The sequence below is a fragment of the Burkholderia sp. MS389 genome, assembly GCF_016899425.1.
In the GTDB taxonomy this organism is placed as follows: Bacteria; Pseudomonadota; Gammaproteobacteria; order Burkholderiales; family Burkholderiaceae; genus Burkholderia; species Burkholderia sola.
On sequence record NZ_CP045994.1, the window covers coordinates 2,954,164 to 2,978,449 of the forward strand.

Sequence of the window (24,286 nt, forward strand, 5' to 3'; positions counted from 1 at the left end):
ATTGTTCGAAATGTCGTCGGTCTTGCGTGGTGTTGCGTCGCTTCCTTCGCGGCCCGTCATGCCGGCCGCTGCATCCCGCACGCGCGCGCATAGTGCGCGATCACGTCGCGTATCCGGTGGCGCACCCATGCGCGCGGCTCCTTCGCGAGGCCGCCCGCGCGGCACGCCGCGTAGACGTCCGGCAGCCACTGCGCGACGAGCGTCTCCGGCACCGGCTGCCGCGCGAGGTTGTCGAACAGTTGCTCGACCGCGGCCGCGACGGCCGGCTGCAGCCAGTAATAGCGGATGCGGTCGCTGTAGCTGAACTGGCGCGCGAGCCGCTGCGCGGTCTCGTCGCCGCGGTAGTACGGCGCCCAGTGCTCGGGCTGCGCGCGCATCGCCGCGTCGACGACGTCGCGCAACCGCGAGCGCTGCGCGACGTCGTCGATCAGCGCGTCCTCGATGTACGTCAGCGCGAACAGCGCCTCGCGCAGCGCGAACGTCAGCGCGGGGCCGACCTTCAGCACCGCGAAGTGGTCGCGCACGAGCGCGGCGAGCGCGGCTTCGGTCTGATAATCGGTCGAATGCGCTTCGAATACGAGGCGCGGTGTCTGCAGGATACTCGCGCCGAGCGACGCCGCCTTCGCGCTGTCGTAGTCGAGCACGTGGCGATCGTCGAAGTCGACGCCCGGCTGCGCGACGATCGCGACGACGCGCAGCCACGCATCGTCGAGCCCGGCCGCCGCGAACGCGCGGCGGTGCGCGTCGAGCGTCGCCGCGATGCTGTCGCTGCGCGTGACCGCGATCCGCGCGATCGCGTCGCCGCTCGCGTCGTTACTTGCCTCGCCGCTCACTTCGCCGCCCGGCGTCGGCACCTCGGTGCCGATCACGTAGACGGGCGCGATCCCGGCGCGCGCCGCCGCGTCTTCCGCGACGCGGCACAGCTCGGCCGCGCGCGCGGCGATCGTGCGATCGTCGAGCCGCGCCGGATCGTCCGCGCACGCCATGCTCGCATCGAGATGGATCTTTTCGAAACCGGCTTCGACGTAGGCCGCGATCATCGCGGCCGCTTCACGCATCGCGTCGGCCGCGCGGCGGTGCCGCCACGGGTTCGGGCCGAGATGGTCGCCGCCAAGCACGAGCGCCGACGGCGCGAGCCCGCAGCGTGCGGCGATCGCATCGACGTCGCGACGAAAATCGGCGGGCGTCATGCCCGTATAGCCGCCGAGATGGTTCACCTGATTGCAGGTCGCCTCGATCAGCAGCGGCGAGCCGTCGGCTCGCGCGGCTTCGCACGCGGCCTCCAGCACGAGCCGGTGCGCGCTGCAGATCGAATAGATGCCGCGCTGCGCGTCCGCGCGGTTCGCGTCGAAGATCATCCGCAGCACGGTGTCCGCGTGCGCGGTGCGCGTGCGCTCGGCAACGGTCGTCAGGCCGGACATGCGATACCTCGTTCGGTCAGGAAACGGTCGATCTCGGCCGCGCTGCTGTTGCCTTCCATCGGGCCGCGCCGCGTGACCGCGATCGCACCGGCCGCGTTCGCGCGGCGCAGCGCGACGTCGACGGCCAAGCCCGCGACGAGGCTCGCGACCAGCGTGCCGCCGAAGCAGTCGCCGGCGCCGGTCGGATCGACTTCGTCGACCGGAAAGGCCGGCGCTTCGGCCCGGTTCGCGCGATCGAACGCGACGCTGCCTTGCGCGCCGCGCTTGAGCACGACGCGCTCGAGCAGCGGATGCGTCGCGAGCAGGCCCGCGATCGCGCGCTCGGCCGGCTGCGGCCCGCAGAAGAACGGCAGGTCGGCTTCGCTCGGCAGGAACAGGTGACACGCGGCGAGCATCTCGTCGAGCGCCGCGCGCATCGGGCGGAAGCTCAGCATTTCGGGCCGCACGTTCGGATCGAACGACACCTTGGCGCCCGCGCGCGCGGCCTCGATCACGCCGCGCTGCACGGCCGCGATCGCCGATTCGCTCGTCAGCGACGAGCCCATCACGTGGAAGTAGCGGCAGCCGTCGAACATCGCGGTGTCGACGTCGGACGCATCGACGCACGCGGCCGCACTGGTCGAAAGCGTGAACACGAAACTGCGCGAACCGTCGTCGCGATACGCGACGAATGCGGTGCCGGTCGGGCGCGCGACGCGGCGAATGCGCGCGACGTCGACGCCGTCGCGGGCGAGCCGCGCGACGATCGCATCGCCGAACGCGTCGCGGCCGACACAGCCCGCATATGCGACGCGCGCGCCGAGCCGCGCGGCCTGATCGGCGAAGATCGCCGGCGCGCCGCTCGGGAACGGTCCTTCGAACAGGCCGGGCGTATCGAAACCCTGGCCGCGCTCGGCGGCGACGAATTCGGCCAGCAGTTCGCCGGCGACGACGATCTCGGCCATCAGGCGAGCCCTCCTCGGTCGACGGCGGGCGCCGCGTCGCGGGCCGGCCGGCAGGTGGCGCGTGCGAGCGGCAGCATTTTCAGCTCATCCAGTTGCCGCCGTCGACGTTCAGCGTCTGGGCGGTGATGTAGTCGGCGTCGGCCGACGCGAGGAACAGCGCGGCGCCCGTCAGGTCGCCCGGCACGCCCATGCGCCCGAGCGGCACCGCTTCGCCGACGAGCCGCTTCTTCTCGCCGAGCGGCCGGTTCTCGTAGCGTGCGAACAGCGCATCGACCTGCTCCCACATCGGCGTGTCGACCACGCCCGGCGCGATGCCGTTCACGTTGATCCGGTGGGGCGCGAGCGCCAGCGCGGCCGACTGCGTGTAGCTGATCACCGCGGCCTTGGTCGCGCAGTAGTGCGAAACGAGCGCCTCGCCGCGACGGCCGGCCTGCGACGACATGTTGACGATCTTGCCGCCGCGCCCCTGCTCGACCATCCGCTGCGCGACGGCCTGCATCAGGAAGAACAGCCCTTTCACGTTGACCGAGAACAACCGGTCGAACACGTCCCACGATTCGTCGAGGAGCGGGCGCATGTCGAACAGCGCCGCGTTGTTGAACAGAATGTCGACGCCGCCGAAGCGCTCGACCGCCGTCGCGACGATCCGCTCGATGTCGTCGCGGCGCGTGACGTCGGCCGTGACGGCCACCGCGCGGCCGGGGTTGGACTCGATCAGCCGCGCGAGCGAACCGCCTGCCGGCTTCACGTCGACGAGCACGCAGCGCGCGCCCTCGTCCAGATAGCGTTGCGCGACCGCTTCGCCGATGCCGCTTGCGGCGCCCGTCAGGATCGCGACCTTGTGTTCCAGTCTCACTGGCTGTCTCCGGTTCGTTCTTGCTGCACGACGGTCGCGAGGTGAGCGAACGCTCTCCGACCGATCAATTGCTCTGTTAGTGATCGAATGATCGGATACGCGATACGCGCTGTCAAGACGACGCGACGGCTTTCTATGACGCGCTGCGGCACGACGGCGCACGGCTGCATCCCGCCGCGCCCGCGCTGCAAGGCAAGAAGGGCACGGTGCGGCGCAGTGGCATCGATGCTGACGGGGATGGAGGAAGGACGGAAAACGGAATTGGCACTGCACGGCGCAGCGATACGTTATATCATCGCGATACTGTGTTTCATCGCCCTGCTTCACGCCATGGCTACCTCATCGTCCATCGACGCCCGGCTGTCCCGGGCCGACGCATTCGCCGCCGAGCACGGGCTCGCGTGGACGCCGCTGCGTCGCCAGGTCTACGAACGCGTGCTGGCCGCGCAGCGCCCGATCGGCGCGTACGACCTGCTCGCCGAACTCGAACCGCAACGCGGCCGCGTGCCGCCGACGACCGTCTACCGCGCGCTGGATTTTCTCGTCGAGCACGGCTTCATCCACCGGATCGAATCGAAGAACGCGTTCCTCGCGTGCTGCGAGATCGGCGTGCCGCACGAAGGCCAGTTCCTGATCTGCGATTCGTGCGGCGACACCGTCGAGATTCCCGGCAGCGACCTCGCGAAGCAACTGTCCGCGAGCGAGCCCGCGCACGGATTCGAAGTCCATCACCAGGTCGTCGAGCTGAACGGCCTGTGCGGGCACTGCAAGCGCAAGCCCGCGCAGCGCTGACGCCGCATCGCGCGGCGCCTGCGCCGCCCTTCCAACGAGGAGTTCCATGTCCATTGCCCTGAAGCGCGCGCCGCGGCGCGCCCTGTCGCCTGCCCGCTGGCTCGCCGCGGCCGTCGCCGCGCTGTCGTTCGCCGCGCCCGCGTTCGCGCAGGCCGCGACCGTCAACGTCGTCGCCGCGGAGAATTTCTACGGCGACGTCGCGTCGCAGATCGGCGGCCGCCACGTCGCGGTCACGAGCATCCTCAGCAATCCGGACCAGGATCCGCACCTGTTCGAAGCGAGCCCGAAGACGGCCCGCGCGCTGCAGCACGCGCAGGTCGTGATCTACAACGGCGCCGACTACGATCCGTGGATGGGCAAGCTGCTCGGCGCATCGAAGCAGGCGAAGCGCGCGACGATCGTCGTCGCCGATCTCGTCGGCAAGAAGGCCGGCGACAACCCGCACCTGTGGTACGACCCGGCGACGATGCCGGCCGCCGCACGCGCGATCGCGGCCGAACTCGGCCGCGCCGACCCGGCGAACCAGGCCGAATACGATGCGAACCTGCAAAAGTTCGTCGCGTCGCTGAAGCCCGTCGACGACAAGGTCGCCGCGCTGCGCGCGAAGTACAAGGGCGTGCCGGTGACGGCCACCGAGCCCGTGTTCGGCTACATGTCGGACGCGATCGGCCTCGACATGCGCAACCAGCGCTTCCAGCTCGCGACGATGAACGACACCGAGGCGAGCGCGCAGGACGTCGCCGCGTTCGAGGGCGACCTGCGCAAGAAGCAGGTGCGCGCACTGATCTACAACAGCCAGGCCGAAGAGCCGATGACCAAGCGCATGCTGAAGATCGCACGCAACGGCGGCGTGCCGACCGTCAGCGTCACCGAAACGCAGCCGGCCGGCAAGACCTTCCAGCAATGGATGATCGGCCAGCTCGACGCGCTCGGCAGCGCGCTTTCAGCCGGCAAGTAAGTAATAGACGACCGTCACGACATGACCGCCACTCCCCACGCCCTCGCCCTCGATCGCGTCACGCTCGAACTGGGCGGCCGCACGATCCTGCGCGACGTCAGCTTCTCGATCGAGCCCGGCGAATTCGTCGGCGTGCTCGGGCCGAACGGCGCGGGCAAGACGACGCTGATGCGCGCGGTGCTCGGCCTCGTCCCCGTGTCGGCCGGCACGCTGTCGGTTGGCGGCGTGCCGGTCGTGCGCGGCAACGCGTCGATCGGCTACATGCCGCAGATCAGAAGCGGCCTCGCGAACCGCCGGATGCGCGGCTACGATTTCGTCGCGATGGCCGCCGACGGCCATCGCTGGGGCTTGCCGCACACGAACGCGGCCACGCGCCGCGACGTCGATCGCGTGCTCGATCTCGTCGGCGGCCCGTCGCTCGCGCGCCGGCCGCTGTCCGAACTGTCGGGTGGCGAGCGCCAACGGCTGCTGCTCGCGCAATGCCTGCTCGGCAACCCGAAGCTGCTGCTGCTCGACGAGCCGCTGATCAGCCTCGACCCGAACCACCAGCGCGGCGTCGTCGAGCTCGTGCGCAACGTGCAGCGCGAGCTCGGCATCACCGTGCTGTTCTCCGCGCACGAACTGAATCCGCTGCTGAACGCGCTCGATCGCGTGCTGTATCTCGGCAACGGCGTCGCGGCGCTCGGCACCGTCGACGAGGTGATCACGAAGCCCGTGCTGTCGCGGCTCTACGGATCGCCGATCGACGTGATGCGCGTGAACGGCAAGATCTTCGTGATGTCCGGCGACGTCGAGATCGAGAAACACGATCACGAACACGAGGACGACGACGGCCATTCGCACGGCGGTGGCGGCGGCCACGGCCATCACCACCACGGACACGCTCATCCCGGGCATTCGCACGATGTTTGAATACGACTTCATGATCAACGCGTTCGCCGCGTCGGGGATCGTCGCGGTGCTCGCGGGCATCGTCGGCTATTTCCTGGTGCTGCGCGGGCAGACCTTCGCCGGCCATGCGCTGTCGCACGTCGGCTTCACCGGCGCGACGGGGGCGGTGCTGCTCGGCATCTCGCCGATCTGGGGGATGGTCGGCTTCACGCTCGCGGCCGGGATCGGCATGGGCGCGCTCGGCGAAAAGCTCGCGGGCCGCGACGTCGCGATCGGCGTGATCCTGTCCGGCGCGCTCGGCTTCGGCCTGCTGTTCCTGCACTTCTACACGTCGTTCGCGACGCAGGTCACCGCGCTGCTGTTCGGCAACGTGCTCGCGGTGAGCCACGACACGCTCGCGGTGCTCGCCGCCATCGGCACGGTGAGCCTGCTCGCGCTCGCGCTGATCGCACGGCCGCTGCTGTTCGCGTCGCTCCAGCCCGAACTCGCTGAAGCGAAGGGCGTGTCGCTGCGCACGGTGTCGATGCTGTTCCTCGCGGTGTGCGCGCTCGCAGTGGCCGCGGCGACGCAGATCGTCGGCGTGCTGCTGGTGTTCACGCTGCTGGTCGGGCCGGCTGCCGCCGCGCAGAACGTGACGACGCGGCTGTCGACCGGCGTGCTGCTCGCCGCGCTGTTCGCGTTGTTCGAAGCGTGGCTCGGCATCGTGCTCGCGTATCACACCGACTGGCCGACGAGCTTCTGGATCACCGCGCTGTCGGCGCTCGTGTACGGCGCGAGCTTGTTGCGCAGGGCATGACGACTCGCATGCGTGCGGATGGCGTTACGTGATCGTTTTCCATGCGCACACTGCCGTTGCCGCGAGCATCAGGAACCCGACCCAGGGTTTGGCACCTGTGGCCCTGGACCTCGCGAGCAACACGACCTGTGTGATCGCAACGACCATGAGCAATGCATAGCTGACCAGCGTATGGTCGCCAGCTTCGTCCTTGATCGCATCGATCGCGACGGATGGATCGATTTCATGCATCCACGCATACTTGTTCCCGGTGATCGTGATAACGACGAGCAATCCGATGACACATGCGACATGAGTGACGAAGCGGAGGAGACGGGCCATGTTTGCATCCTGATGCATTACTGCATGAGCCGAGTGAAGCGCGACCAATGCGTAACGATGAAGTTACCGTAGCTGGTATTTTGTCTTATTTGCTCGAGAGACAACCCACTTCCTCGGTTGTAGCGCGCGCCGATGATGCGAATTTGATCCATCGAGAACGGATATTGGATCCCATCGCGCTTCGCCAACTGGGCGAGATGACGCGCAACCACATCGATATTAAAAATATCGCGTTGAAGGCAGCGGGCCAAACTCCGAAATTGCGACGCTGACATTTGCGACGGATCCATTCCAAGCGTTTGTGCGGCCGTGCGAAGCTGCATGCTCACCGGGCCGAACGATGTCATCGCTGGATGACGTGTCAGTGTCAGATGCCTGTCGACGAACGGCGGACCACTCCAGTCGAACGTGCGCACTTCGAATGCAACGCGATCGATGAATTCAGGGTCGCCACCAACCTCGATCCAACATACGCCCGCGAGCATTTCCCGAGGTAGACGGTGGCGCCCCGCTGCTGCTCGGATATGGGACTTGTTGTGCACGACCCACGCATCCTTGAACGCCTGGATGTATTTGATGCCACCACTCCATCGCTCGGGCACAAGTTTCCACGCAAACAGATTGATCAACCCCCAGTTCGGGGAATTGTTTGATACCTCGCAAACCATGTCGCCCATTCAGGTCAAAGCCTCGCTCGAATTAATTTCACCACGATTGAATCGGCGATCATTATTCGGCGAATCGATTTGGCATCCTATAGAACGAGTACGAATTTGCGGCGGCAGGTGATTTTTCCGGGCGAATGCCCCGGTGGAATGCGTAACGATGGATGACAGCCACGTCGCCCGTTGGAGCGCAACGACGTGGCGTCAGGGACAACTCACCGCGCCAGCACGCGCGCATGATGCGCGAGGTGATCGGCGATGAACGTCGAGATGAAGTAGTACCCGTGGTCGTAGCCCGGATGGCGGCGCAGCGTCAGCGGCTGGCCGGCCTTCGCGCACGCGGCTTCGAACACGTCGGGGTTCAGCTGGTTCGCGAGGAATTGATCGGCGAGCCCCTGATCGACGAGGATGCCGTCCGCGAACTTCGGCGCATCGGCACGGGCGACCAGCTCGCTTGCGTCGTGCGCCTTCCACGCATCGCGATCGGCGCCGAGATAACCGGAGAACGCCTTCTCGCCCCACGGGCAGCGCGTCGGCGCGGCGATCGGCGCGAACGCCGACACCGACCGGTACAGGCCCGGATGACGCAACGCGAGCGTCAGCGCGCCGTGCCCGCCCATCGAGTGACCGAAGATGCCGAGCCGCGCGCCGTCGATCGGCAGCTCGGCCGTGACGAGTTCGCGCAGCTCGCCCGTCACGTACGACTCCATCCGGTAATGCGTCGACCACGGCGCTTCGGTCGCATCGACGTAGAAGCCCGCGCCGACGCCGAAGTCCCACGCATCGGTCTCGCCCGGCACGCCCGCGCCACGCGGGCTCGTATCGGGCATCACGAGCGCGATGCCGTGCTGCGCCGCGTATTGCTGCGCGCCGGCCTTGATCGCGAACGTCTCGTCGGTGCACGTGAGCCCCGCGAGATAGAACAGCGCCGGCACGCGCCCCTGCGCGGCCTGCGGCGGCACGTACACCGAGAACTTCATCGGCAGGCCGATGGCCGCCGAATCGTGACGGTAGAAACGCTGCTCGCCGCCGTGGCACGCATGCGAGGAAACGAGTTCGAGCATGGCGATGCGCTCCCGGTCAGTACAGCACGACCGAGCGGATCGACTCGCCGGCCTTCATCAGGTCGAAGCCTTCGTTGATCCGCTCGAGCGGCAGCGTATGCGTGATCAGGTCGTCGATGTTGATCTTGCCTTCCATGTACCAGTCGACGATCTTCGGCACGTCGGTGCGCCCGCGCGCGCCGCCGAACGCCGAGCCCTTCCATTCGCGGCCCGTCACCAGCTGGAACGGACGCGTGCTGATTTCCTCGCCCGCTGCCGCGACGCCGATGATGAACGACTGGCCCCAGCCCTTGTGCGTGCATTCGAGCGCCTGGCGCATCAGCTTCACGTTGCCGACGCATTCGAACGAATAGTCGGCGCCGCCGTCGGTCAGCTGCACGATGTGGTCGACGACGTTCTCGACTTCGTTCGGGTTGATGAAGTGCGTCATCCCGAACTTCTTCGCGAGCTCGACGCGCTTCGGGTTGATGTCCACGCCGATGATCTTGTCCGCGCCGACCATCTTCGCGCCCTGGATCACGTTCAGGCCGATCCCGCCGAGGCCGAATACGACCACGTTCGCGCCGGCCTCGACCTTCGCCGAGTACACGACCGCGCCGACGCCCGTCGTCACGCCGCAGCCGATGTAGCAGATCTTGTCGAACGGCGCGTCCTCGCGCACCTTCGCGACCGCGATCTCCGGCACGACGATGTAGTTCGAGAACGTCGACGTGCCCATGTAGTGGAACAGCGGCTTGCCGTCGAGCGAGAAGCGCGATGTCGCGTCCGGCATCAGGCCCTTGCCCTGCGTCGCGCGGATCTTCTGGCACAGGTTGGTCTTGCGCGACAGGCAGAACTTGCACTCGCGGCATTCGGGCGTGTAGAGCGGAATCACGTGGTCGCCCTTTCTCACGGTGCCGACGCCGGGGCCGACGTCGACCACCACGCCCGCGCCTTCATGGCCGAGGATCGCCGGGAAGATCCCTTCCGGATCGGCGCCCGACAGCGTGTAGTAGTCGGTATGGCAGATGCCCGTCGCCTTCACTTCGATCAGCACTTCGCCAGCGCGCGGCCCTTCGAGATCGACTTCCTCGATCGTCAGCGGCGCACCGGCCTTCCATGCAATCGCGGCTTTCGTTTTCATCGTGTCACTCCTCTGTGTGTCGGTGAGATCGGCCCGGGCCGGCGTGCGGCGCCGGCCCGGGTTTCATGCAAGGCGGTCGAAGCCGTGCCGCGCGGCACGGCGCAAGAATATCGTGCTCGCCATGATGGCCGCTCCCGCCGCGCATCGCGTGCGCGAAACGGTCGCCGGCTTGCCAGGATGCGTCATCGCTGGCGCAAAAGAACAAGTGGTCGAGTTTAAACGCCCGTCGTGAACCATGCATCCGTGCGGGCATACAGATCGACGAAGCGCGCGTGGCGTACGGCCAGCAGGCGGTCGTCGTGCGGTGCCGCGACCGGCGCAGCAGCCGGCGCCAGCGCGCGCAACGCGTCTTCACGCCAATGCCCGATCGCGACGCCCGCGAGCAAGGCGGCGCCGCGCGTCGCGGCGTTCGGGCAATCGATCGCGTGCAGCGACGCGCCGAGCGCATCGGCGAGCAACTGGCGCCAGCGCGGATCGACCGAGCCGCCGCCCGCGAGACGCAGCGTCGTCACCGCGTCACGGCGATCGGCATCGCGGATCGCATCGAGCCCCGCGCGCAACGCGAACGCGACGCCCTCGAACGCGGCGCGCATCATCGCGCCGCGCGTGTCGCCGAGCCCGAGGCCGAGCCAGCCGCCGCGCGCATCGGGGTTCATCCACGGCGAACGCTCGCCGGTCAGGTACGGCAGGAAGCACAGCCGCTCGGACGCCGGCTGCGCGAACGCGTCGTCATACGCATCGGCCCATTGCGCGTAGCCGAGCCAGCCGCGCACGGCTTCGAGCGCGAGCCCGACGTTCTGCATCGCCGCCATCGTGTAATAGCCGCCGCCCGTCGCCGCACGATAGCGATGCAAGCCGCGCCGCGCGGGCGGCAACGCATCCGCGAGCACGACGATCTGCCCGCCGCTGCCGGTCGTCAGCAACGCATCGCCTGCCGCGGCCAGCCCGCTGCCGAGCGCCGCGCATGCGGTGTCGGCCGCGCCCGTCGCGAGCGGCACGCCGGCCGGCAGGCCGAGCGCGGCGGCGGCCTGCGCGCCGAGCATGCCGCAGCGCGCGGTGGACGCGCGAACCGGCGCGAAGCGGTCGGCCGTCAGGCCGAGCGTGTCGATCAATGCAGTGTCCCACGCGCCGTCGGGCGTCGCGAGCGCCGTTGCGCACGCGTCGCTCGGATCGGCCGCCACGTCGCCGCCGAGCGCGATGCGCAGCCAGTCCTTCGGCTGCACGGCCCAGCGCGCGGCGCGTAGCGCGTCGGGTTCGTGCGCCGCCAGCCAGCGCAACAGCGGGCCGGCCATGCCGGGCGCGACGGGGTTCGGGACGACGGGTAATCCGGCGACGGGCAATCCGGCGACGGGTAATCCGGCGACGGGCCATCCGGCGGCAGGCCAGTCGGCCGCGTCCGCCTCGCGCACCGCGCGTGTGTCGGGCCACAGCAGCGCGGGCCGCACCGGCTGGCCGGCCGCGTCGATCAGCACGACGCCATGCATCTGGCCCGAAAAGCCGATCGCCGCGACCTGCGCACGCTCGTCGCCCGGCAGCCGCGCGGCCGCGCGCACGAGCGCCTGCCACCACGCGTCGGGCGCGATTTCCGCCCAGCCGGGCTGCGGCGACGACAACCCGTAAGGTTCGCTCGCGACGGCCCGCTCGACGCCGTCGGCATCGAGCGTGACGAGTTTGACAGAGCCGGTGCCGAGGTCGATTCCGAGCAGGCGCATGAGCTAAGAGGGATTCGAATGAACGGATGTCGATGATAACGGGATCGCGATGCGCACCGCGCTTTTTGCCGCCGCGTCGACGCATCGACCGTGGGGTCGGGCCGGCGCGTTCCACCGGGCTGCACCTTGCACGCAAAAGCGGCCGTTCGCGGGTTAACCCGGCACGATTTCCGAACACCGCTTTTTGCCACTATGCGGCCCGCCCGATACACACCATAAAGCATCCCATATTTGACAGGGGGGCCGGCGCTATTTTGAAGCGCTATAAAACCGGTACACCTCACTCCCGCGGCAGTTTCCCGATGATCGCCCCCCTGTTCCATACCGAAATGGCATATCGAACCAGCAAAGAACGGAATAGAACCCAGTGCTCTTGTTGCATGGATTCATTCCGAATAACTTCGTATCACCCCGAAAACAAGATCATGGAGTGAGACAGATGCAATCGAACACGGTCCATCCGTGCGATGAGGTGCTGCCGACCGGCAAGCTGGTAACGCTTGGCCTGCAACACGTCCTCGTCATGTACGCCGGCGCCGTCGCCGTGCCGCTTATCGTCGGCGCGGCGCTCAAGCTGCCGAAAGACCAGATCGCGTTCCTGATCAGCGCCGATCTGTTTTCGTGCGGCATCGCCACGCTGATCCAGACGCTCGGCCTGTGGATCTTCGGGATCCGCCTGCCGGTCATCATGGGCTGCACGTTCGCGGCCGTCGGTCCGATGATCGCGATCGGCACGAACCCGGGCCTCGGCATTCTCGACATCTTCGGTTCGACCATCGCGGCCGGCATCATCGGCATCGTGCTCGCGCCGACGATCGGCAAGCTGTTGCGGTTCTTCCCGCCCGTGGTGGTCGGCACGGTGATCGCGGTGATCGGGCTGTCGCTGATGGAAGTCGGCATCAACTGGGCGGCCGGCGGCGTCGGCAACCCCGAGTATGGCAGCCCCGTCTATCTCGGCCTGTCGCTGCTCGTGCTCACGCTGATCCTGCTGATCAACAAGTTCGGCCGCGGCTTCATCGCGAACATCTCGGTGCTGCTCGGCATCGTCGCCGGCTTCGTGATCGCGTTCGCGATCGGCCGCGTGAACACGGAAGGCGTGTCGCTTGCACCGTGGGTCGGCTTCGTGATGCCGTTCCACTTCGGCTGGCCGCACTTCGACCCGCTGTCGATCGTGACGATGGTCACGGTGATGTTCGTCACGTTCATCGAATCGACCGGCATGTTCCTCGCGGTCGGCGACATGGTCGATCGCCCGGTCAACCAGGAGCGCCTCGTGCGCGGCCTGCGCGTCGACGGCCTCGGCACGCTGATCGGCGGCATCTTCAACTCGTTTCCGCATACGTCGTTCTCGCAGAACGTCGGCCTGATCGGCGTGACGGGCGTGAAGAGCCGCTTCGTGTGCGCGACTGGCGGTGTGATCCTCGTGCTGCTCGGGCTGTTCCCGAAGATGGCGCAGGTCGTCGCGTCGGTGCCGCCGTTCGTGCTCGGCGGCGCGGGCATCGTGATGTTCGGGATGGTCGCCGCGAACGGCATCAAGGTGCTGTCGAAGGTCGACTTCGTGAACAACTCGCACAACCTGTTCATCGTCGCCGTGAGCGTCGGCATGGGCCTCGTGCCGGTCGTGTCGCCGCACTTCTTCTCGAAGCTGCCGCCCGCGCTCGCGCCGATCCTGCACAGCGGCATCCTGCTGGCGTCGGCCAGCGCCGTGATCCTGAACATCGTGTTCAACGGCGTGAAAGGCGAAAAGGATGCGCGCTGCGAGATTCGGCGCGCGGGGCACGATTTCGACGGGCGGCCCGCTGACGTGCATCACTGATCGCCTCGCGGCGAGCGTCCGCGCGGAGAAGCGGTAACGAAAAACGCCACGGCATGCCGTGGCGTTTTGCTTTGCGGGGACGGCGAAAGGCGGGGACGCACGGAGCGATCGTGCGAAGTGCGGTGTGCGATGACGGACACCAAGCACGCGTCGGCTTGTGGCGGCCGGCGCTTACCGCATGGTGCGCAAGGGGTTGCTGCACACCATCAAAATGTGCAGCACTGCGCGGCGGCTCGCGGCCAAGGCCTCATTTCACTTGGCAAGGACATTCATGCGGGCAACCGGGAAGGAAGTCGATTTCTACTCGTCGGCCATTATCCGGCACACCGCTCAAATGATGCGACTTATAAAGCCTGGCGTCGACGTCGATAGGTGCTCGACCAAGCCCCAATGTGACTAGAAGCCCCTTGATACTTTCCGCGCGTTGTTGAGCCAGCACGTGCGGCTGTCTTTCGTCAGCTTCGGCAAGGCCACCGACAGACGTACGATCGAGATTGGGATATTTGAGTTGAAGGTCTATCGCCCAATTGGCCACCCTTGTGAGCTCATCGCCGGACACCTTGGCAGAATCTCTTTCAAACGAAACATCAAGCGTATGGACTGGGGAGCAGGCGAATGTCCCTGCCGAGAAAAATGCGAGTGCGATACATGCCCATATCAATTTTCCGTTGGACCCAATCAGATTCAACCAGGATCGCGCTGCCACACCGCCTCTAATCCTCATAGATAACATACCCGGCAATGCTATCCGCATTATCGATTGCGAGATCGGGGCGCGTCCGAGCCAATACCAAGCACTCGCGCATGAAATATTGATGATCCTGAGCGCCAAAAGTGTCGGCAAAATGAGTGCACTCATGAATCAGTGTCGACAACATCGAGTCCTTTGCACTGGATATGGGGCGCATCCCACAAAAATTCTCGTGGATACAAATAGTATGTGTAGCGGTGTCCGGGGTGCAAACATGCGCGACGGCACCATCAGGGTCCTTGTTATTCGGCGTACAACCAAGATATCGATCAAGCTCCTCTGATTGGCGAACAAAATTTCCAGGCTTGAGATCGCGCATCACCCGACTGACTCGTGCGAGGCCGACTGTCAGACGTTGCCGAATCGTTTCATCGCTTGAGCCAAACCACGTTGCGACGCGCTGACGTTCGACCGCCCCCCACTTGCGCAAGTCTACGAGCCGTACATCAATCATTTGTACGGCTCTATCGCGTAACGTTAGAACCATACGGCGAAATTCCGCATCAGTCATGTTTGGGCAGATGGGTGGCCCGTTCGATATCAATGCCTCGATCAACGAACCTTCTTTCGTGTCCGTCATCGCCTCTGCAATCTCCACACGATCGCCGTCACTCATTCTATTTCTCCGATGACCTCGAGCTTTACCGATTCGGCCTCCGGCGTGATCACTCGCACAGTATGCCCCTGCGCATCGGTAATCCCTGAAGCCAGCACGTCGCCACGGCAATTTGTGATCCAATACCGCGCGCCAACAACAGGTTTCCTGGACTTCTTGTTGCGAATAACGAACTGCTGATCGTGGACTGCCGTGCCTCTTCTTACAGGGGCGACGCCTAAGCCATGCTTGCCCGTCAACCGCGCCACCTCGTCTGCGGCAAAGGTCATCTTCATGCCGCGCTCGGCATAGAAAACCGGTGGCGGCTTGCAATCGCAGACGTTGATATCACCACTCAACGCCCACGGCTTGCCGTTTGGCCCTGTGCCCGGCCAGCGTGGACCCACCGGGGCGACAAACCCTTCCTGCTTGCATGCCGTGCAGTACGTCTTCATGTACAGCGTTGCGATTTGCACGCGCGGCGGTGGATTGGAACAGGTTACGTCCTCCAATCCTTCTGTAATCGTGGCGCTGCCGCCCTGATCCCCTTTGGCAAGGAAATAACGAATCATGAGGTCTCGCCTCGATGCACAACGGTTGGACGCTTCGCCACGGTGAAGGCGTTAGCGGATACCAGACCATCACGCTCAGGGCTATCGGTAATGACGTCGCCGTTATCCAGTTCGCTACCGACGAAAGCCAGCGGCTGGAAGTCTCCGTTATCCACCAGCCCAAGACCGCTTATGATTCGCGCGGTCGAACCGTCTGCGTAGTGAATTTGATCACCCACGACGCCAGCCTTGCCAAGCCCAACGCCGGTGTCCCACGTGCCGGTAGCTTCGCGCAATGCACCGCCTCGCGCGGTCGTGGCTCCTCGTACAGCCAACCTGTATCGCGGCAGTGCAGGCGGCGGCGCATAATCCTCGTTAAACAACCCTCCGGCCGTTTCGCCAACCGGTACGTGAATTCCCGACAACCGCTGAAGCGTTTCGACGATACGATCGCCGTTGCTCAACCTGCTACCCACCAGCGCAAACGGCTTGTCGCTGCAAATCGCATATTCGCCTGCACCATCCACGATGACGGCCTCGCTGCCATCCTCGTAAGTGACGACATCGCCAACACGGGCAACGACAAGCCCGGCGACTGTGAGGCCGCTCGTAGCCTCGGTTACCCGCCCACCGCGCTCAGTGAGCGCGCCGATGGTGGCAAAAAGATCGGGCGGTGCAGTCTGCTCGCTCTTCATCCGGATTTCCTTTCTCGACAATGGGTGAGAAATGCTCCATGCACAATTTGCACGGACGAGAAAAAAGAACCAATCAGACGAGTTCGAATTTCGTATAACTAATCGTTATAAAGACCGTCCAACAGCAAATGAGCCTGAGTTGGGCGAAATGAGCGGGGATTTGGCGGCCGGGCGACAGGCTACCGGAGAGGGATGATCATCGATTGGGCGAAACGAGAATCTGCACGGTTAGTCCGTATGCGTCGTGCTCGACGGCGCCCGGCCCCTGGATTTCGCGCCCGCTGCAGATGTAGACGCGTGTCCCGCGTGGATCGCCGCAGCACTCCCACGCGAGGTTACCGCGCACTTAAGGACCAACAATCATGGACGAGCCTTACGTTTCCTTCGTTACGCTTCGCATCGTTCGTAACGGCCAGCTTGCGACAGGACTAACAACGTCCTGCCTGCGCGCGAAGCGACCGCACGCAGGCAGGATTACCGCATGTTACCCGTTCGTCGCCGACGCAGGCGCCGGAGCCGCCGCCTTGTCGTAGTCGACCGGTGCATCCGGTGCGCGCGGCGCTTCGCCGGCGCGCTGGATCCACCCACCGCCGAGTGCGCGGTACAGATCGACCAGGTTCGTCCAGCGCGCCAGGCGCGCGCTGATCAGCGACTGCTGCGCGGAGTACAGATCCGTCTGCGCGGTCAGCACCGACAGATAGCTGTCCACACCGTTCTTGTAACGCAGGTCCGACAGGTCGAAGCGACGCTGCTGCGCGTGCTCGTTGCGCTCCAATGCCGCGATCTGCTGATCGTACGTGCCGCGTGCGGCAAGCCCGTCCGACACTTCGCGGAACGCCGACTGGATCGCCTTCTCGTAGTTCGCGATCTCGATGCGCTTCTGCACATGCGCGAGATTCAGGTTCGCGATGTTCTGACCGCCTTCGAAGATCGGCATCGTGATCTGCGGCGCAAACGACCACGCCGCCGTGCCGGCCTTGAACAGACCGCCCAGCGTCGGGCTGCCGGTGCCGAACGCGCCCGTCAGCGAGATCTTCGGGAAGAACGCCGCGCGCGCCGCGCCGATGTTCGCGTTCGCGGCCAGCAGCGTCTGCTCGGCCTGCATCACGTCCGGACGACGCGTCAGCAGATCCGACGGCAACCCGGCCGGCACGTCCGTCAGCAGGTTCTGCGCGTCGAGCGGCATGCCCGCCGGCAGATCGTCCGGCAGCGGCTCGCCGATCAGCAGCACCAGCGCGTTCAGCGCCTGTGCGCGCGCACGTGCCTGCGCCTGCTGGTTCGCGAGCGCCGTCTCGACTACCGTCTGCGCCTGACGCAGCTCGAGCTCGGAGCCCGTGCCGTTGTCGAATTGCAGCTTGGTCAGGTCGTACGACGCCTGCGCGGTCTTCAGCGTGTCCTCCGTGACCTTCAGCAGGTCATCGGTCGACAGCAGCGTCAGGTACTGATCGGCCACCTGCGACACCAGCGAGATCTCCGACGCCTGCCGTGCGTACGACGTCGACAGGTACTGCGCGAGCGCCTGGTCCTTCAGGCTCTGCACGCGGCCGAACAGATCGAGCTCCCACGACGCCGACAATCCGACGTTGTAGGCGCGCGAGATGTACGGCGCACCGGTCTGCGAAAGACCCTGCGGCACGCGCTGGATGCTGCCCGTGCCCGTCCCGTCGAGCGTCGGGAACAGCCCCGCACGCGTGATCTGGTACTGCGCACGCGCGGCCTCGACGTTCAGCACCGACACGCGCAGGTCGCGGTTGTTTTTCAGCGCGATCTCGATCAGCCGCTGCAGGCGCGGATCGACGAAGAACTCGCGCCAGCCGATGGCAGTCGCCGCCTGGCCGTTCGCGCTGCGCGCGCCGGCCGCGCCCGGCTGCGTCGCGTAGACGCCGCCGGCCGGGTACGCCTGCGCGACGGGCGCGTCGGGCCGCGTGTAATGCGGCGCCATCGTGCAGCCCGCGGCAAAGAGCGCGACTGCGATTGCAGTCAAAGCGTGTTTTTGCATCATCACTGTCCCTTGTTGCCTTGGTCGCCGTTGCCCGGCTTCTCTTCGTGGTGCGAGTGCTCCTGAGCCAGGCGCAGCGCCTCGTCGGCATCTTCCTTCTCGCCGCTGAAGATCGCACGGATCTTCACGAAGAACATCGGGATCATGAAGATCGCGAGGAACGTCGCCGTGATCATCCCGCCGATCACGCCCGTACCGATCGCGTGCTGGCTGGCCGAACCCGCGCCGTTGCTGATCGCGAGCGGCATCACGCCGAGAATGAACGCGAGCGACGTCATCAGGATTGGACGCAGCCGCAGGCGCGCCGCTTCCAGCGCGGCCTCGATCGGCCCCATCTTCTCCGTCTGCTGCAGTTCGCGCGCGAACTCGACGATCAGGATCGCGTTCTTCGCGGACAAGCCCACGGTGGTCAGCAGGCCGACCTGGAAGAACACGTCGTTCTCGAGGCCGCGCATCGTGGCCGCGAGCAGCGCACCGATCACGCCGAGCGGCACGACCATGATCACCGAGAACGGAATCGACCAGCTTTCATACAGCGCCGCGAGACACAGGAACACGACGAGAATCGAGATCGCGTACAGGATCGGCGCCTGCGAACCGGACTGGATTTCCTGGAACGACAGGCCCGTCCACGAATAGCCGATACCGACCGGCAGCTTCTTCGCGAGCGTTTCCATCGCGGCCATCGCCTGACCGGTCGACTTGCCCGGTGCGGCCTGGCCCTGGATTTCCATCGCCGACACGCCGTTGTAGCGCTCGAGCTTCGGCGAACCGTACGTCCAGTGACCGGTCGCGAACGCGCTGAACGGCACCATCCCGCCCGACCCGTTGCGCACGTACCAGATGTTCATGTCTTCCGGCGTCATCCGGAACGGCGCGTCGGCCTGCACGTACACCTTCTTGATCCGGCCGTCGGTGTCGAGGAAGTTGTTCACGTACTTCGACGCCCACGCGATCGAGAACGTCTGGTCGATCGCATCCGCCGTCACGCCCAGCGCATTCGCCTTCTCGCGGTCGATGTCGACCTTGTACTGCGGCGTGTCGTTCAGGCCGTTCGGACGGACACCCTGCAGCGTCGGATCCTTCGAAGCCATCCCGAGCAGCTGGTTACGCGCGGCCATCAGCGCGTCGTGGCCGAGACCGGCGTTGTCCGTCAGCTCGAAGTCGAAGCCGGCAGCGGTACCGAGTTCCGGAATCGACGGCGGGTTGAACGGAATCACGAGCGCGTCCTTGTAGCTCCCGTAACGCCCGAACATCCGGCCGATCAGCGCCTGCACCTTCTGGTTCGCATGCTGACGCTGCGAATAGTCCTTCAAGCGGACGAACACGAGACCGGAGTTCTGGCCGCGGCCCGCGAAGCTGAAGCCGTTGACCGTGAACGCCGATTCGACGATTTCCTTCTCGTCCTTCAGCAGGTAGTCGGAAATGTTCGCGAGCGTCTTCGCGGTCGTTTCCTGCGTCGAACCCGACGGCGTCTGCACGATCACGAACATCAGGCCCTGGTCTTCATCGGGCAGGAACGACTTCGGCAGGCGCACGAACAGCAGCCCGACCGCGACGATCACGACCAGATAGATGATGAGCCAGCGGCCCGAGCGCTTGATCACGTGGTGCACGCCGACGTGGTACTTGTCGCGGCTGGTGTTGAACGTGCGGTTGAACCAGCCGAAGAAGCCCTTCTTCTCCTCGTGATGCCCTTGCGGGATCGGCTTGAGGATCGTCGCGCACAGTGCCGGCGTCAGAATCAACGCGACCAGCACCGACAGCACCATCGCCGACACGATCGTCAGCGAGAACTGACGATAGATCGCGCCGACCGACCCGCCGGAAAACGCGACCGGCACGAACACCGCCGACAGCACGAGCGCCACGCCGACGAGTGCGCCGGTGATCTGGCCCATCGCCTTGCGGGTCGCCTCCTTCGGCGACAGCCCTTCTTCGGCCATCACGCGCTCGACGTTCTCGACCACCACGATCGCATCGTCGACCAGCAGGCCGATCGCGAGCACGAGGCCGAACATCGACAGCGTGTTGATCGAGAAGCCGACCATCGACATGATCGCGAACGTACCGAGCAGCACGACCGGCACCGCGATCGTCGGGATGATCGTCGCCCGCAGGTTCTGCAGGAACAGATACATCACGAGGAACACGAGCACGATACCTTCGAGCAGCGTCTTGACCACTTCCTCGATCGACAGCTTCACGAACGGCGTCGTGTCGTACGGATACTTGACGACGAGGCCGTGCGGGAAGAACGGTGCGAGCTCGTCGATCTTCGCGCGCACGGCCTTCGCGGTCGCGAGCGCGTTCGCGTTGGTCGCGAGCTGGATACCGAGTGCCGCGGTCGGCTGACCGTTGTACTTCGTGTCGAAGTTGTAGTTTTCGCCGCCGAGGCCGATCTGCGCGACGTCCTTCAGGCGAACCTGCGAGCCGTCCTGGTTGACCTTCAGCAGGATGTTGCCGAACTGCTCGGGCGTCTGCAGCAGCGTCGATTCGGTGATCGTCGCCTGCAGCACGGTGCCGGGCTTGGCCGGCGTGCCGCCGATCTGGCCGCCCGCGATCTGCACGTTCTGCGCGGTGATCGCCGAGCTGACGTCGACCGGCGTGAGGCCGTAGTTGGTCAGGCGGTTCGGATCGAGCCAGATCCGCATCGCGTACTGCGAGCCGAACAGCGTGACGGTACCGACGCCGTTCAGCCGGCTGATCGGATCCTTCACGTGCGACGCCACGAAGTTCGCGAGGTCGTACTTGTTCATGCTGCCGTCTTCGGAGTTGAAGGCGAGCACCAGCAGGAAGCTGCTGCTCGACTTCGTGACCGACAGACCGAGCTGCTGCACGACCTGCGGCAGAACCGGCGTCGCGAGCGACAGCTTGTTCTGCACCTGGACCTGCGCAATGTCGGCGTTGGTGCCCGGCGCGAAGGTCAGCGTGATCGTTGCGTTGCCCGAGTCGTCACTCGTCGACGACATGTACAGGAAGTTGTCGAGACCGCTCATCTGCTGCTCGATCACCTGCGTCACCGTGTCTTCCACCGTCTTCGCGGAAGCGCCCGGGTAGTTCGCGGTGATCTGGATCGATGGCGGCGCGATCGTCGGATACTGCGAGATCGGCAGCGTGAAGATCGCCGCAACCCCGGCCAGCATCAGGATGATGGCGATCACCCACGCGAAGATCGGGCGATCGATAAAAAACTTTGCCATGAAACAGGCTCCCTGTTATTTCGCGCTCGAGGCAGCGGCAGCACTCGCCGGCGCGGCGCCCGATGCGGCGGCACCGGAAGCGGCAGCGGCGCCGGACCCGGCGGCGGCCGGCGCGGCGGGGGCAGCAGCACCCGAGGCGGCATCGGCCGCCGGAGCGAGCTGCGCGGGGACCGTCTTCACGGTCGCGCCCGGGCGCACCTTGTCGACGCCTTGCACGATCACGTGATCTCCTGCCTGCAGACCGCCTTCGACGACCCAGTTCGGGCCTTGCATGCCGGTGGTCTTCAGCGGACGCGGCTCGACCTTGTTGCTGGCGTTCACCACCATCGCGATCGCCTGGCCCTTCTGGTCATGCGTGACGCCGATCTGCGGCACCAGGAACGCGTTCTCGTTCACGCCTTCCTCGATCCGTGCGCGCACGAACATCCCCGGCAGCAGCACGCGGCCCGGGTTCGGGAACACCGCGCGGATCGTCACCGAGCCGGTGGTCTGGTCGACCGTCACGTCCGAGAACTGCAGCTTGCCGGCTTCCGAATAGGTCTTGCCGTCTTCGAGGATCAGCGACACCTTCGCCGCGCCCGGGCCGCTCGTCTTCAGGCGGCCGCTCTGCACGTCCTGACGCAGCTTCAGCCCTTCGAGGCTCGACTGCGTGAGGTCGACGTACACCGGATCGAGCTGCTGCACCGTCGACATCAGCGTCGCCTGGCTCGCCTGCACGTATGCGCCCGGCGTCACCTGCGAGATGCCGACGCGGCCGCTGATCGGCGACACGACGTCCGTATAGCCGAGGTTGATCTGCGCGGTGTCGACCGCCGCCTTGCCGGCCGCGACGTCCGCCGCGGCCTGGCCTTGCGTGGCGACCGCGTTGTCGTAGTCCTGCTTGCTGACCGCGTTCGCCGCGACCAGCACCTTGTAGCGCGCGACCAGCGCGTTCTGCGTGACGAGGTTCGCCTGCGCCTTCGCGAGCGTCGCCTTCGCGCTGTTCAGCGCGGCGATGTACGGCGCCGGATCGATCTTGTAGAGACGCTGACCGGCCTTGACGTCGGTGCCTTCGGTGAATTCGCGGCGCAGCACGATGCCGTCGACCCGCGCGCGGACCTGCGCGACGAGGAATGCACTGGTGCGGCCCGGCAGGTCGGTGAAGACCGGTACGGCTTGCGGCTGGACGGTGACGACGCCGACTTCCGGCGTTTGCGGCGGCGGTGCCGATTCTTTTTTCCCGCACGCGGCCAGGAAAACGGCGGCCGTCGCGACAGTGATTAAGCGGTATGGAACCCGTTCGACGCGCATGGAGCGACCTCTGTGTATAACCAATGGAATAAGTGCCGCGCCCGAGCGGAGCGCAACACGGATGCGCCTCGCGGCGCTGATCGAACACCTGAATTACTGGACTGCTAGAGACTGCTGGATACAGCAAGTCGGCACGAGACCTCCGTGCCGACGGGACGCCGCGAACTGCGGACAAGTACTAGGGCGGGAATCAGCAGAGTGGGATATTAACTGATTGCCACTTGGGTCATTCGATCGTAGGGTGGTATTGTATATACATTCACGAATGTATGTAAAAAGCCCGTTTGTACGCCGCCGGCTGTCCAGTCTTACGAATTGTTACCGGAAGCAAGCATAGCCCGTCTGCATGACGGCGACGAGGGGTGGCGACCCTCTATTCACCGACGATCGATCCAATCAGGCCTGCACATGGTCAGACGTACCAAGGAGGAGGCGCTCGAGACGCGCAATCGCATTCTCGACGCCGCCGAACACGTGTTCTTCGAGAAAGGCGTGTCGCACACGTCGCTCGCGGACATCGCCCAGCACGCCGGCGTGACGCGCGGCGCGATCTACTGGCATTTCGCGAACAAGAGCGAACTGTTCGATGCGATGTTCAACCGCGTGCTCCTGCCGATCGACGAACTGAAGCGGATGCCGCTCGACGCGCCGGGCGGCAATCCGCTCGATAAGGTGCGCCAGATCCTGATCTGGTGCCTGCTCGGCGTGCAGCGCGACCCGCAGCTGCGGCGCGTGTTCAGCATCATGTTCATGAAGTGCGAATACGTCGCGGACATGGAGCCGCTGCTCCAGCGCAACCGCGCGGGGATGAGCGAGGCGCTGCACATGATCGACGCCGATCTCGCGGTGGCCGTGGGGCTCAAGCTGCTGCCCGAGCGGCTCGACACGTGGCGCGCGACGCTGATGCTGCACACGCTCGTCAGCGGCTTCGTGCGCGACATGCTGATGCTGCCCGACGAGATCGACGCCGAGCAGCATGCGGAAAAGCTCGTCGACGGCTGCTTCGACATGCTGCGCTACAGCCCGGCGATGCTGAAGGACGGCGACTGACCGCGAGGCGCATCGCGCGCGCCGTCGCCGTGCCGGGTCAGGCCGCCTTCGCGCGCTGCTCGCGGGCCCGCCGGTTCGACGCGGCCACCGAATCGCGCGTCGGCATCGGCGCGCCGGCCAGCCCCGCGATCCACGTGTCGGTCGACATCACCGCCGCGAAATTCGACTGGAACACCACCCCGTACGCGCGGTGAATCTCTTCGGCGCTCACCACACCCGCTTCGTTCTCGTAAGGCAACGTGCCCGTCGCGTCGTTCAGGTACTCGACCTTCAGCCCCGCATGCGCCGCGTGATAGACCGTCGACGCATTGCAGTTGTGCGTCATGTAGCCGGCCACCGCGAGCGTGTCGATCCCGTGCGCGTCGAGCCACGCGGCGAGATCGGTGCCGGCGAACGAGCTTGCCTGCGCCTTCTCGATCCGATGCGCGTACGGCCGGCTCGCGACCACCGCGTGCAGCGCGACGCCGTCGCTGCCGGGCGCGAAAATCAGCGCGCCCGCCGGCGCGACGTGCTGCACCACGATCACCGGCACGCCGGCCGCGTGCGCGGCGTCGATCGCACGGCCGATGTTCGCGAGCGACACGTCGAGCGGCGGATATTCGATCGGCAGGTTGCCCGTCACGTATTCGTTCTGCACGTCGATCACGATCAGCGCGCGGCGGTTGGCGGGACGGGAAGCGGAATGCGAGGCGGCATTCGACATGGCGAGCTCCTGGTCGGGAGGCGCTGCCCCGCCCCGGAGCGGGGCGGCCAGCAGTGCGATGCGATGCATTGTCGGGCCGCATGGCGTGCG

The 24,286-nt window shown here is 65.9% G+C and carries 22 protein-coding genes; 6 read left to right on the plus strand and 16 right to left on the minus strand.

Going from position 1 to position 24,286, the window contains the following annotated elements; genetic code table 11:
* Positions 1-56: 56 nt before the first annotated feature.
* The 3 genes from GJG85_RS13750 to GJG85_RS13760 all read right to left on the minus strand — a co-directional run bounded on the left by GJG85_RS13750 (position 57) and on the right by GJG85_RS13760 (position 3,221).
* Entirely contained in the window at positions 57-1,421 is a 1,365-nt protein-coding gene (locus GJG85_RS13750) for a D-tagatose-bisphosphate aldolase, class II, non-catalytic subunit (protein WP_204383379.1), read from the minus strand.
* The gene (locus GJG85_RS13755) at positions 1,409-2,365 is read right to left on the minus strand and encodes a sugar kinase (RefSeq protein WP_050016991.1); all 957 of its coding nucleotides are present in this window, start codon (positions 2,363-2,365) and stop codon (positions 1,409-1,411) included. Before GJG85_RS13755 ends, GJG85_RS13750 begins: the two co-directional genes overlap by 13 nt.
* Positions 2,366-2,444: 79 nt before the next feature.
* Positions 2,445-3,221 carry an L-iditol 2-dehydrogenase gene (locus GJG85_RS13760; protein ID WP_050016989.1) on the minus strand — a complete coding sequence of 259 codons (777 nt, stop codon included), beginning with the start codon at positions 3,219-3,221 and terminating at the stop codon, positions 2,445-2,447.
* Positions 3,222-3,551: 330 nt separating this feature from the next.
* On the opposite strand from GJG85_RS13760, the gene GJG85_RS13765 reads away from it, so the two are divergent.
* From GJG85_RS13765 to GJG85_RS13780, 4 genes are read left to right on the plus strand one after another with little or no spacing between them, the layout of a single operon-like run.
* The gene (locus GJG85_RS13765) at positions 3,552-4,013 is read left to right on the plus strand and encodes a Fur family transcriptional regulator (protein ID WP_050017093.1); all 462 of its coding nucleotides are present in this window, start codon (positions 3,552-3,554) and stop codon (positions 4,011-4,013) included.
* Positions 4,014-4,059: 46 nt separating this feature from the next.
* A complete protein-coding gene (locus tag GJG85_RS13770; protein WP_089488769.1) occupies positions 4,060-4,971 on the plus strand; it encodes a metal ABC transporter solute-binding protein in 912 nt (303 codons plus the stop codon).
* A gap of 21 nt (positions 4,972-4,992) precedes the next feature.
* Positions 4,993-5,883, plus strand: a complete 891-nt coding sequence (locus GJG85_RS13775) for an ABC transporter ATP-binding protein (protein WP_050016985.1) — start codon at positions 4,993-4,995, stop codon at positions 5,881-5,883.
* Positions 5,876-6,658: a metal ABC transporter permease gene (locus GJG85_RS13780; RefSeq protein WP_050017091.1), complete on the plus strand. Its 783-nt coding sequence runs from the start codon at positions 5,876-5,878 to the stop codon at positions 6,656-6,658. Before GJG85_RS13775 ends, GJG85_RS13780 begins: the two co-directional genes overlap by 8 nt.
* Positions 6,659-6,682: 24 nt before the next feature.
* On the opposite strand, the gene GJG85_RS13785 is transcribed toward GJG85_RS13780, so the two are convergent.
* The 5 genes from GJG85_RS13785 to GJG85_RS13805 form a co-directional block, all read right to left on the minus strand.
* Positions 6,683-6,979, minus strand: coding sequence for a hypothetical protein (locus tag GJG85_RS13785; RefSeq protein ID WP_050016983.1), 297 nt, complete (start codon positions 6,977-6,979; stop codon positions 6,683-6,685).
* 17 nt (positions 6,980-6,996) lie between these two features.
* Positions 6,997-7,656, minus strand: coding sequence for a hypothetical protein (locus GJG85_RS13790; RefSeq protein WP_089488771.1), 660 nt, complete (start codon positions 7,654-7,656; stop codon positions 6,997-6,999).
* Positions 7,657-7,859: 203 nt separating this feature from the next.
* Positions 7,860-8,708: an S-formylglutathione hydrolase gene (fghA, locus tag GJG85_RS13795; RefSeq protein WP_124654457.1), complete on the minus strand. Its 849-nt coding sequence runs from the start codon at positions 8,706-8,708 to the stop codon at positions 7,860-7,862.
* A 16-nt stretch (positions 8,709-8,724) separates the two neighbouring features.
* A complete protein-coding gene (locus GJG85_RS13800; RefSeq protein ID WP_006483756.1) occupies positions 8,725-9,831 on the minus strand; it encodes an S-(hydroxymethyl)glutathione dehydrogenase/class III alcohol dehydrogenase in 1,107 nt (368 codons plus the stop codon).
* Positions 9,832-10,046: 215 nt separating this feature from the next.
* Complete coding sequence (locus GJG85_RS13805) at positions 10,047-11,543, minus strand: FGGY family carbohydrate kinase (protein ID WP_124631678.1); 1,497 nt, start codon at positions 11,541-11,543, stop codon at positions 10,047-10,049.
* 439 nt (positions 11,544-11,982) lie between these two features.
* Between GJG85_RS13805 and GJG85_RS13810 the strand changes: the two genes are divergently transcribed.
* Positions 11,983-13,359, plus strand: a complete 1,377-nt coding sequence (locus GJG85_RS13810; protein WP_050016976.1) for a nucleobase:cation symporter-2 family protein — start codon at positions 11,983-11,985, stop codon at positions 13,357-13,359.
* A gap of 247 nt (positions 13,360-13,606) precedes the next feature.
* On the opposite strand, the gene GJG85_RS13815 is transcribed toward GJG85_RS13810, so the two are convergent.
* From GJG85_RS13815 to GJG85_RS13845, 7 genes are all read right to left on the minus strand, one after another.
* Positions 13,607-14,047: a hypothetical protein gene (locus GJG85_RS13815; RefSeq protein ID WP_124631677.1), complete on the minus strand. Its 441-nt coding sequence runs from the start codon at positions 14,045-14,047 to the stop codon at positions 13,607-13,609.
* Between the two features lie 25 nt (positions 14,048-14,072).
* Positions 14,073-14,726, minus strand: coding sequence for a M35 family metallo-endopeptidase (locus GJG85_RS13820; RefSeq protein ID WP_089488775.1), 654 nt, complete (start codon positions 14,724-14,726; stop codon positions 14,073-14,075).
* The gene (locus tag GJG85_RS13825) at positions 14,723-15,277 is read right to left on the minus strand and encodes a hypothetical protein (RefSeq protein WP_050018264.1); all 555 of its coding nucleotides are present in this window, start codon (positions 15,275-15,277) and stop codon (positions 14,723-14,725) included. The genes GJG85_RS13820 and GJG85_RS13825 overlap by 4 nt, the downstream gene beginning before the upstream one ends.
* The gene (locus GJG85_RS13830) at positions 15,274-15,951 is read right to left on the minus strand and encodes a PAAR domain-containing protein (RefSeq protein WP_050018263.1); all 678 of its coding nucleotides are present in this window, start codon (positions 15,949-15,951) and stop codon (positions 15,274-15,276) included. Before GJG85_RS13830 ends, GJG85_RS13825 begins: the two co-directional genes overlap by 4 nt.
* A gap of 484 nt (positions 15,952-16,435) precedes the next feature.
* Positions 16,436-17,953 carry an efflux transporter outer membrane subunit gene (locus GJG85_RS13835; RefSeq protein ID WP_176016111.1) on the minus strand — a complete coding sequence of 506 codons (1,518 nt, stop codon included), beginning with the start codon at positions 17,951-17,953 and terminating at the stop codon, positions 16,436-16,438.
* Positions 17,953-21,153 carry an efflux RND transporter permease BpeB gene (bpeB, locus tag GJG85_RS13840; RefSeq protein WP_060734073.1) on the minus strand — a complete coding sequence of 1,067 codons (3,201 nt, stop codon included), beginning with the start codon at positions 21,151-21,153 and terminating at the stop codon, positions 17,953-17,955. Before bpeB ends, GJG85_RS13835 begins: the two co-directional genes overlap by 1 nt.
* Before the next feature lie 15 nt (positions 21,154-21,168).
* Positions 21,169-22,443, minus strand: coding sequence for an efflux RND transporter periplasmic adaptor subunit (locus tag GJG85_RS13845; RefSeq protein ID WP_089488777.1), 1,275 nt, complete (start codon positions 22,441-22,443; stop codon positions 21,169-21,171).
* A gap of 408 nt (positions 22,444-22,851) precedes the next feature.
* Here GJG85_RS13845 and GJG85_RS13850 point away from each other — a divergent pair, with 408 nt between their 5' ends.
* Positions 22,852-23,493, plus strand: coding sequence for a TetR family transcriptional regulator (locus tag GJG85_RS13850; protein ID WP_050014522.1), 642 nt, complete (start codon positions 22,852-22,854; stop codon positions 23,491-23,493).
* A gap of 37 nt (positions 23,494-23,530) precedes the next feature.
* On the opposite strand, the gene GJG85_RS13855 is transcribed toward GJG85_RS13850, so the two are convergent.
* Complete coding sequence (locus tag GJG85_RS13855) at positions 23,531-24,196, minus strand: cysteine hydrolase family protein (protein ID WP_204383380.1); 666 nt, start codon at positions 24,194-24,196, stop codon at positions 23,531-23,533.
* Positions 24,197-24,286: the final 90 nt, after the last annotated feature.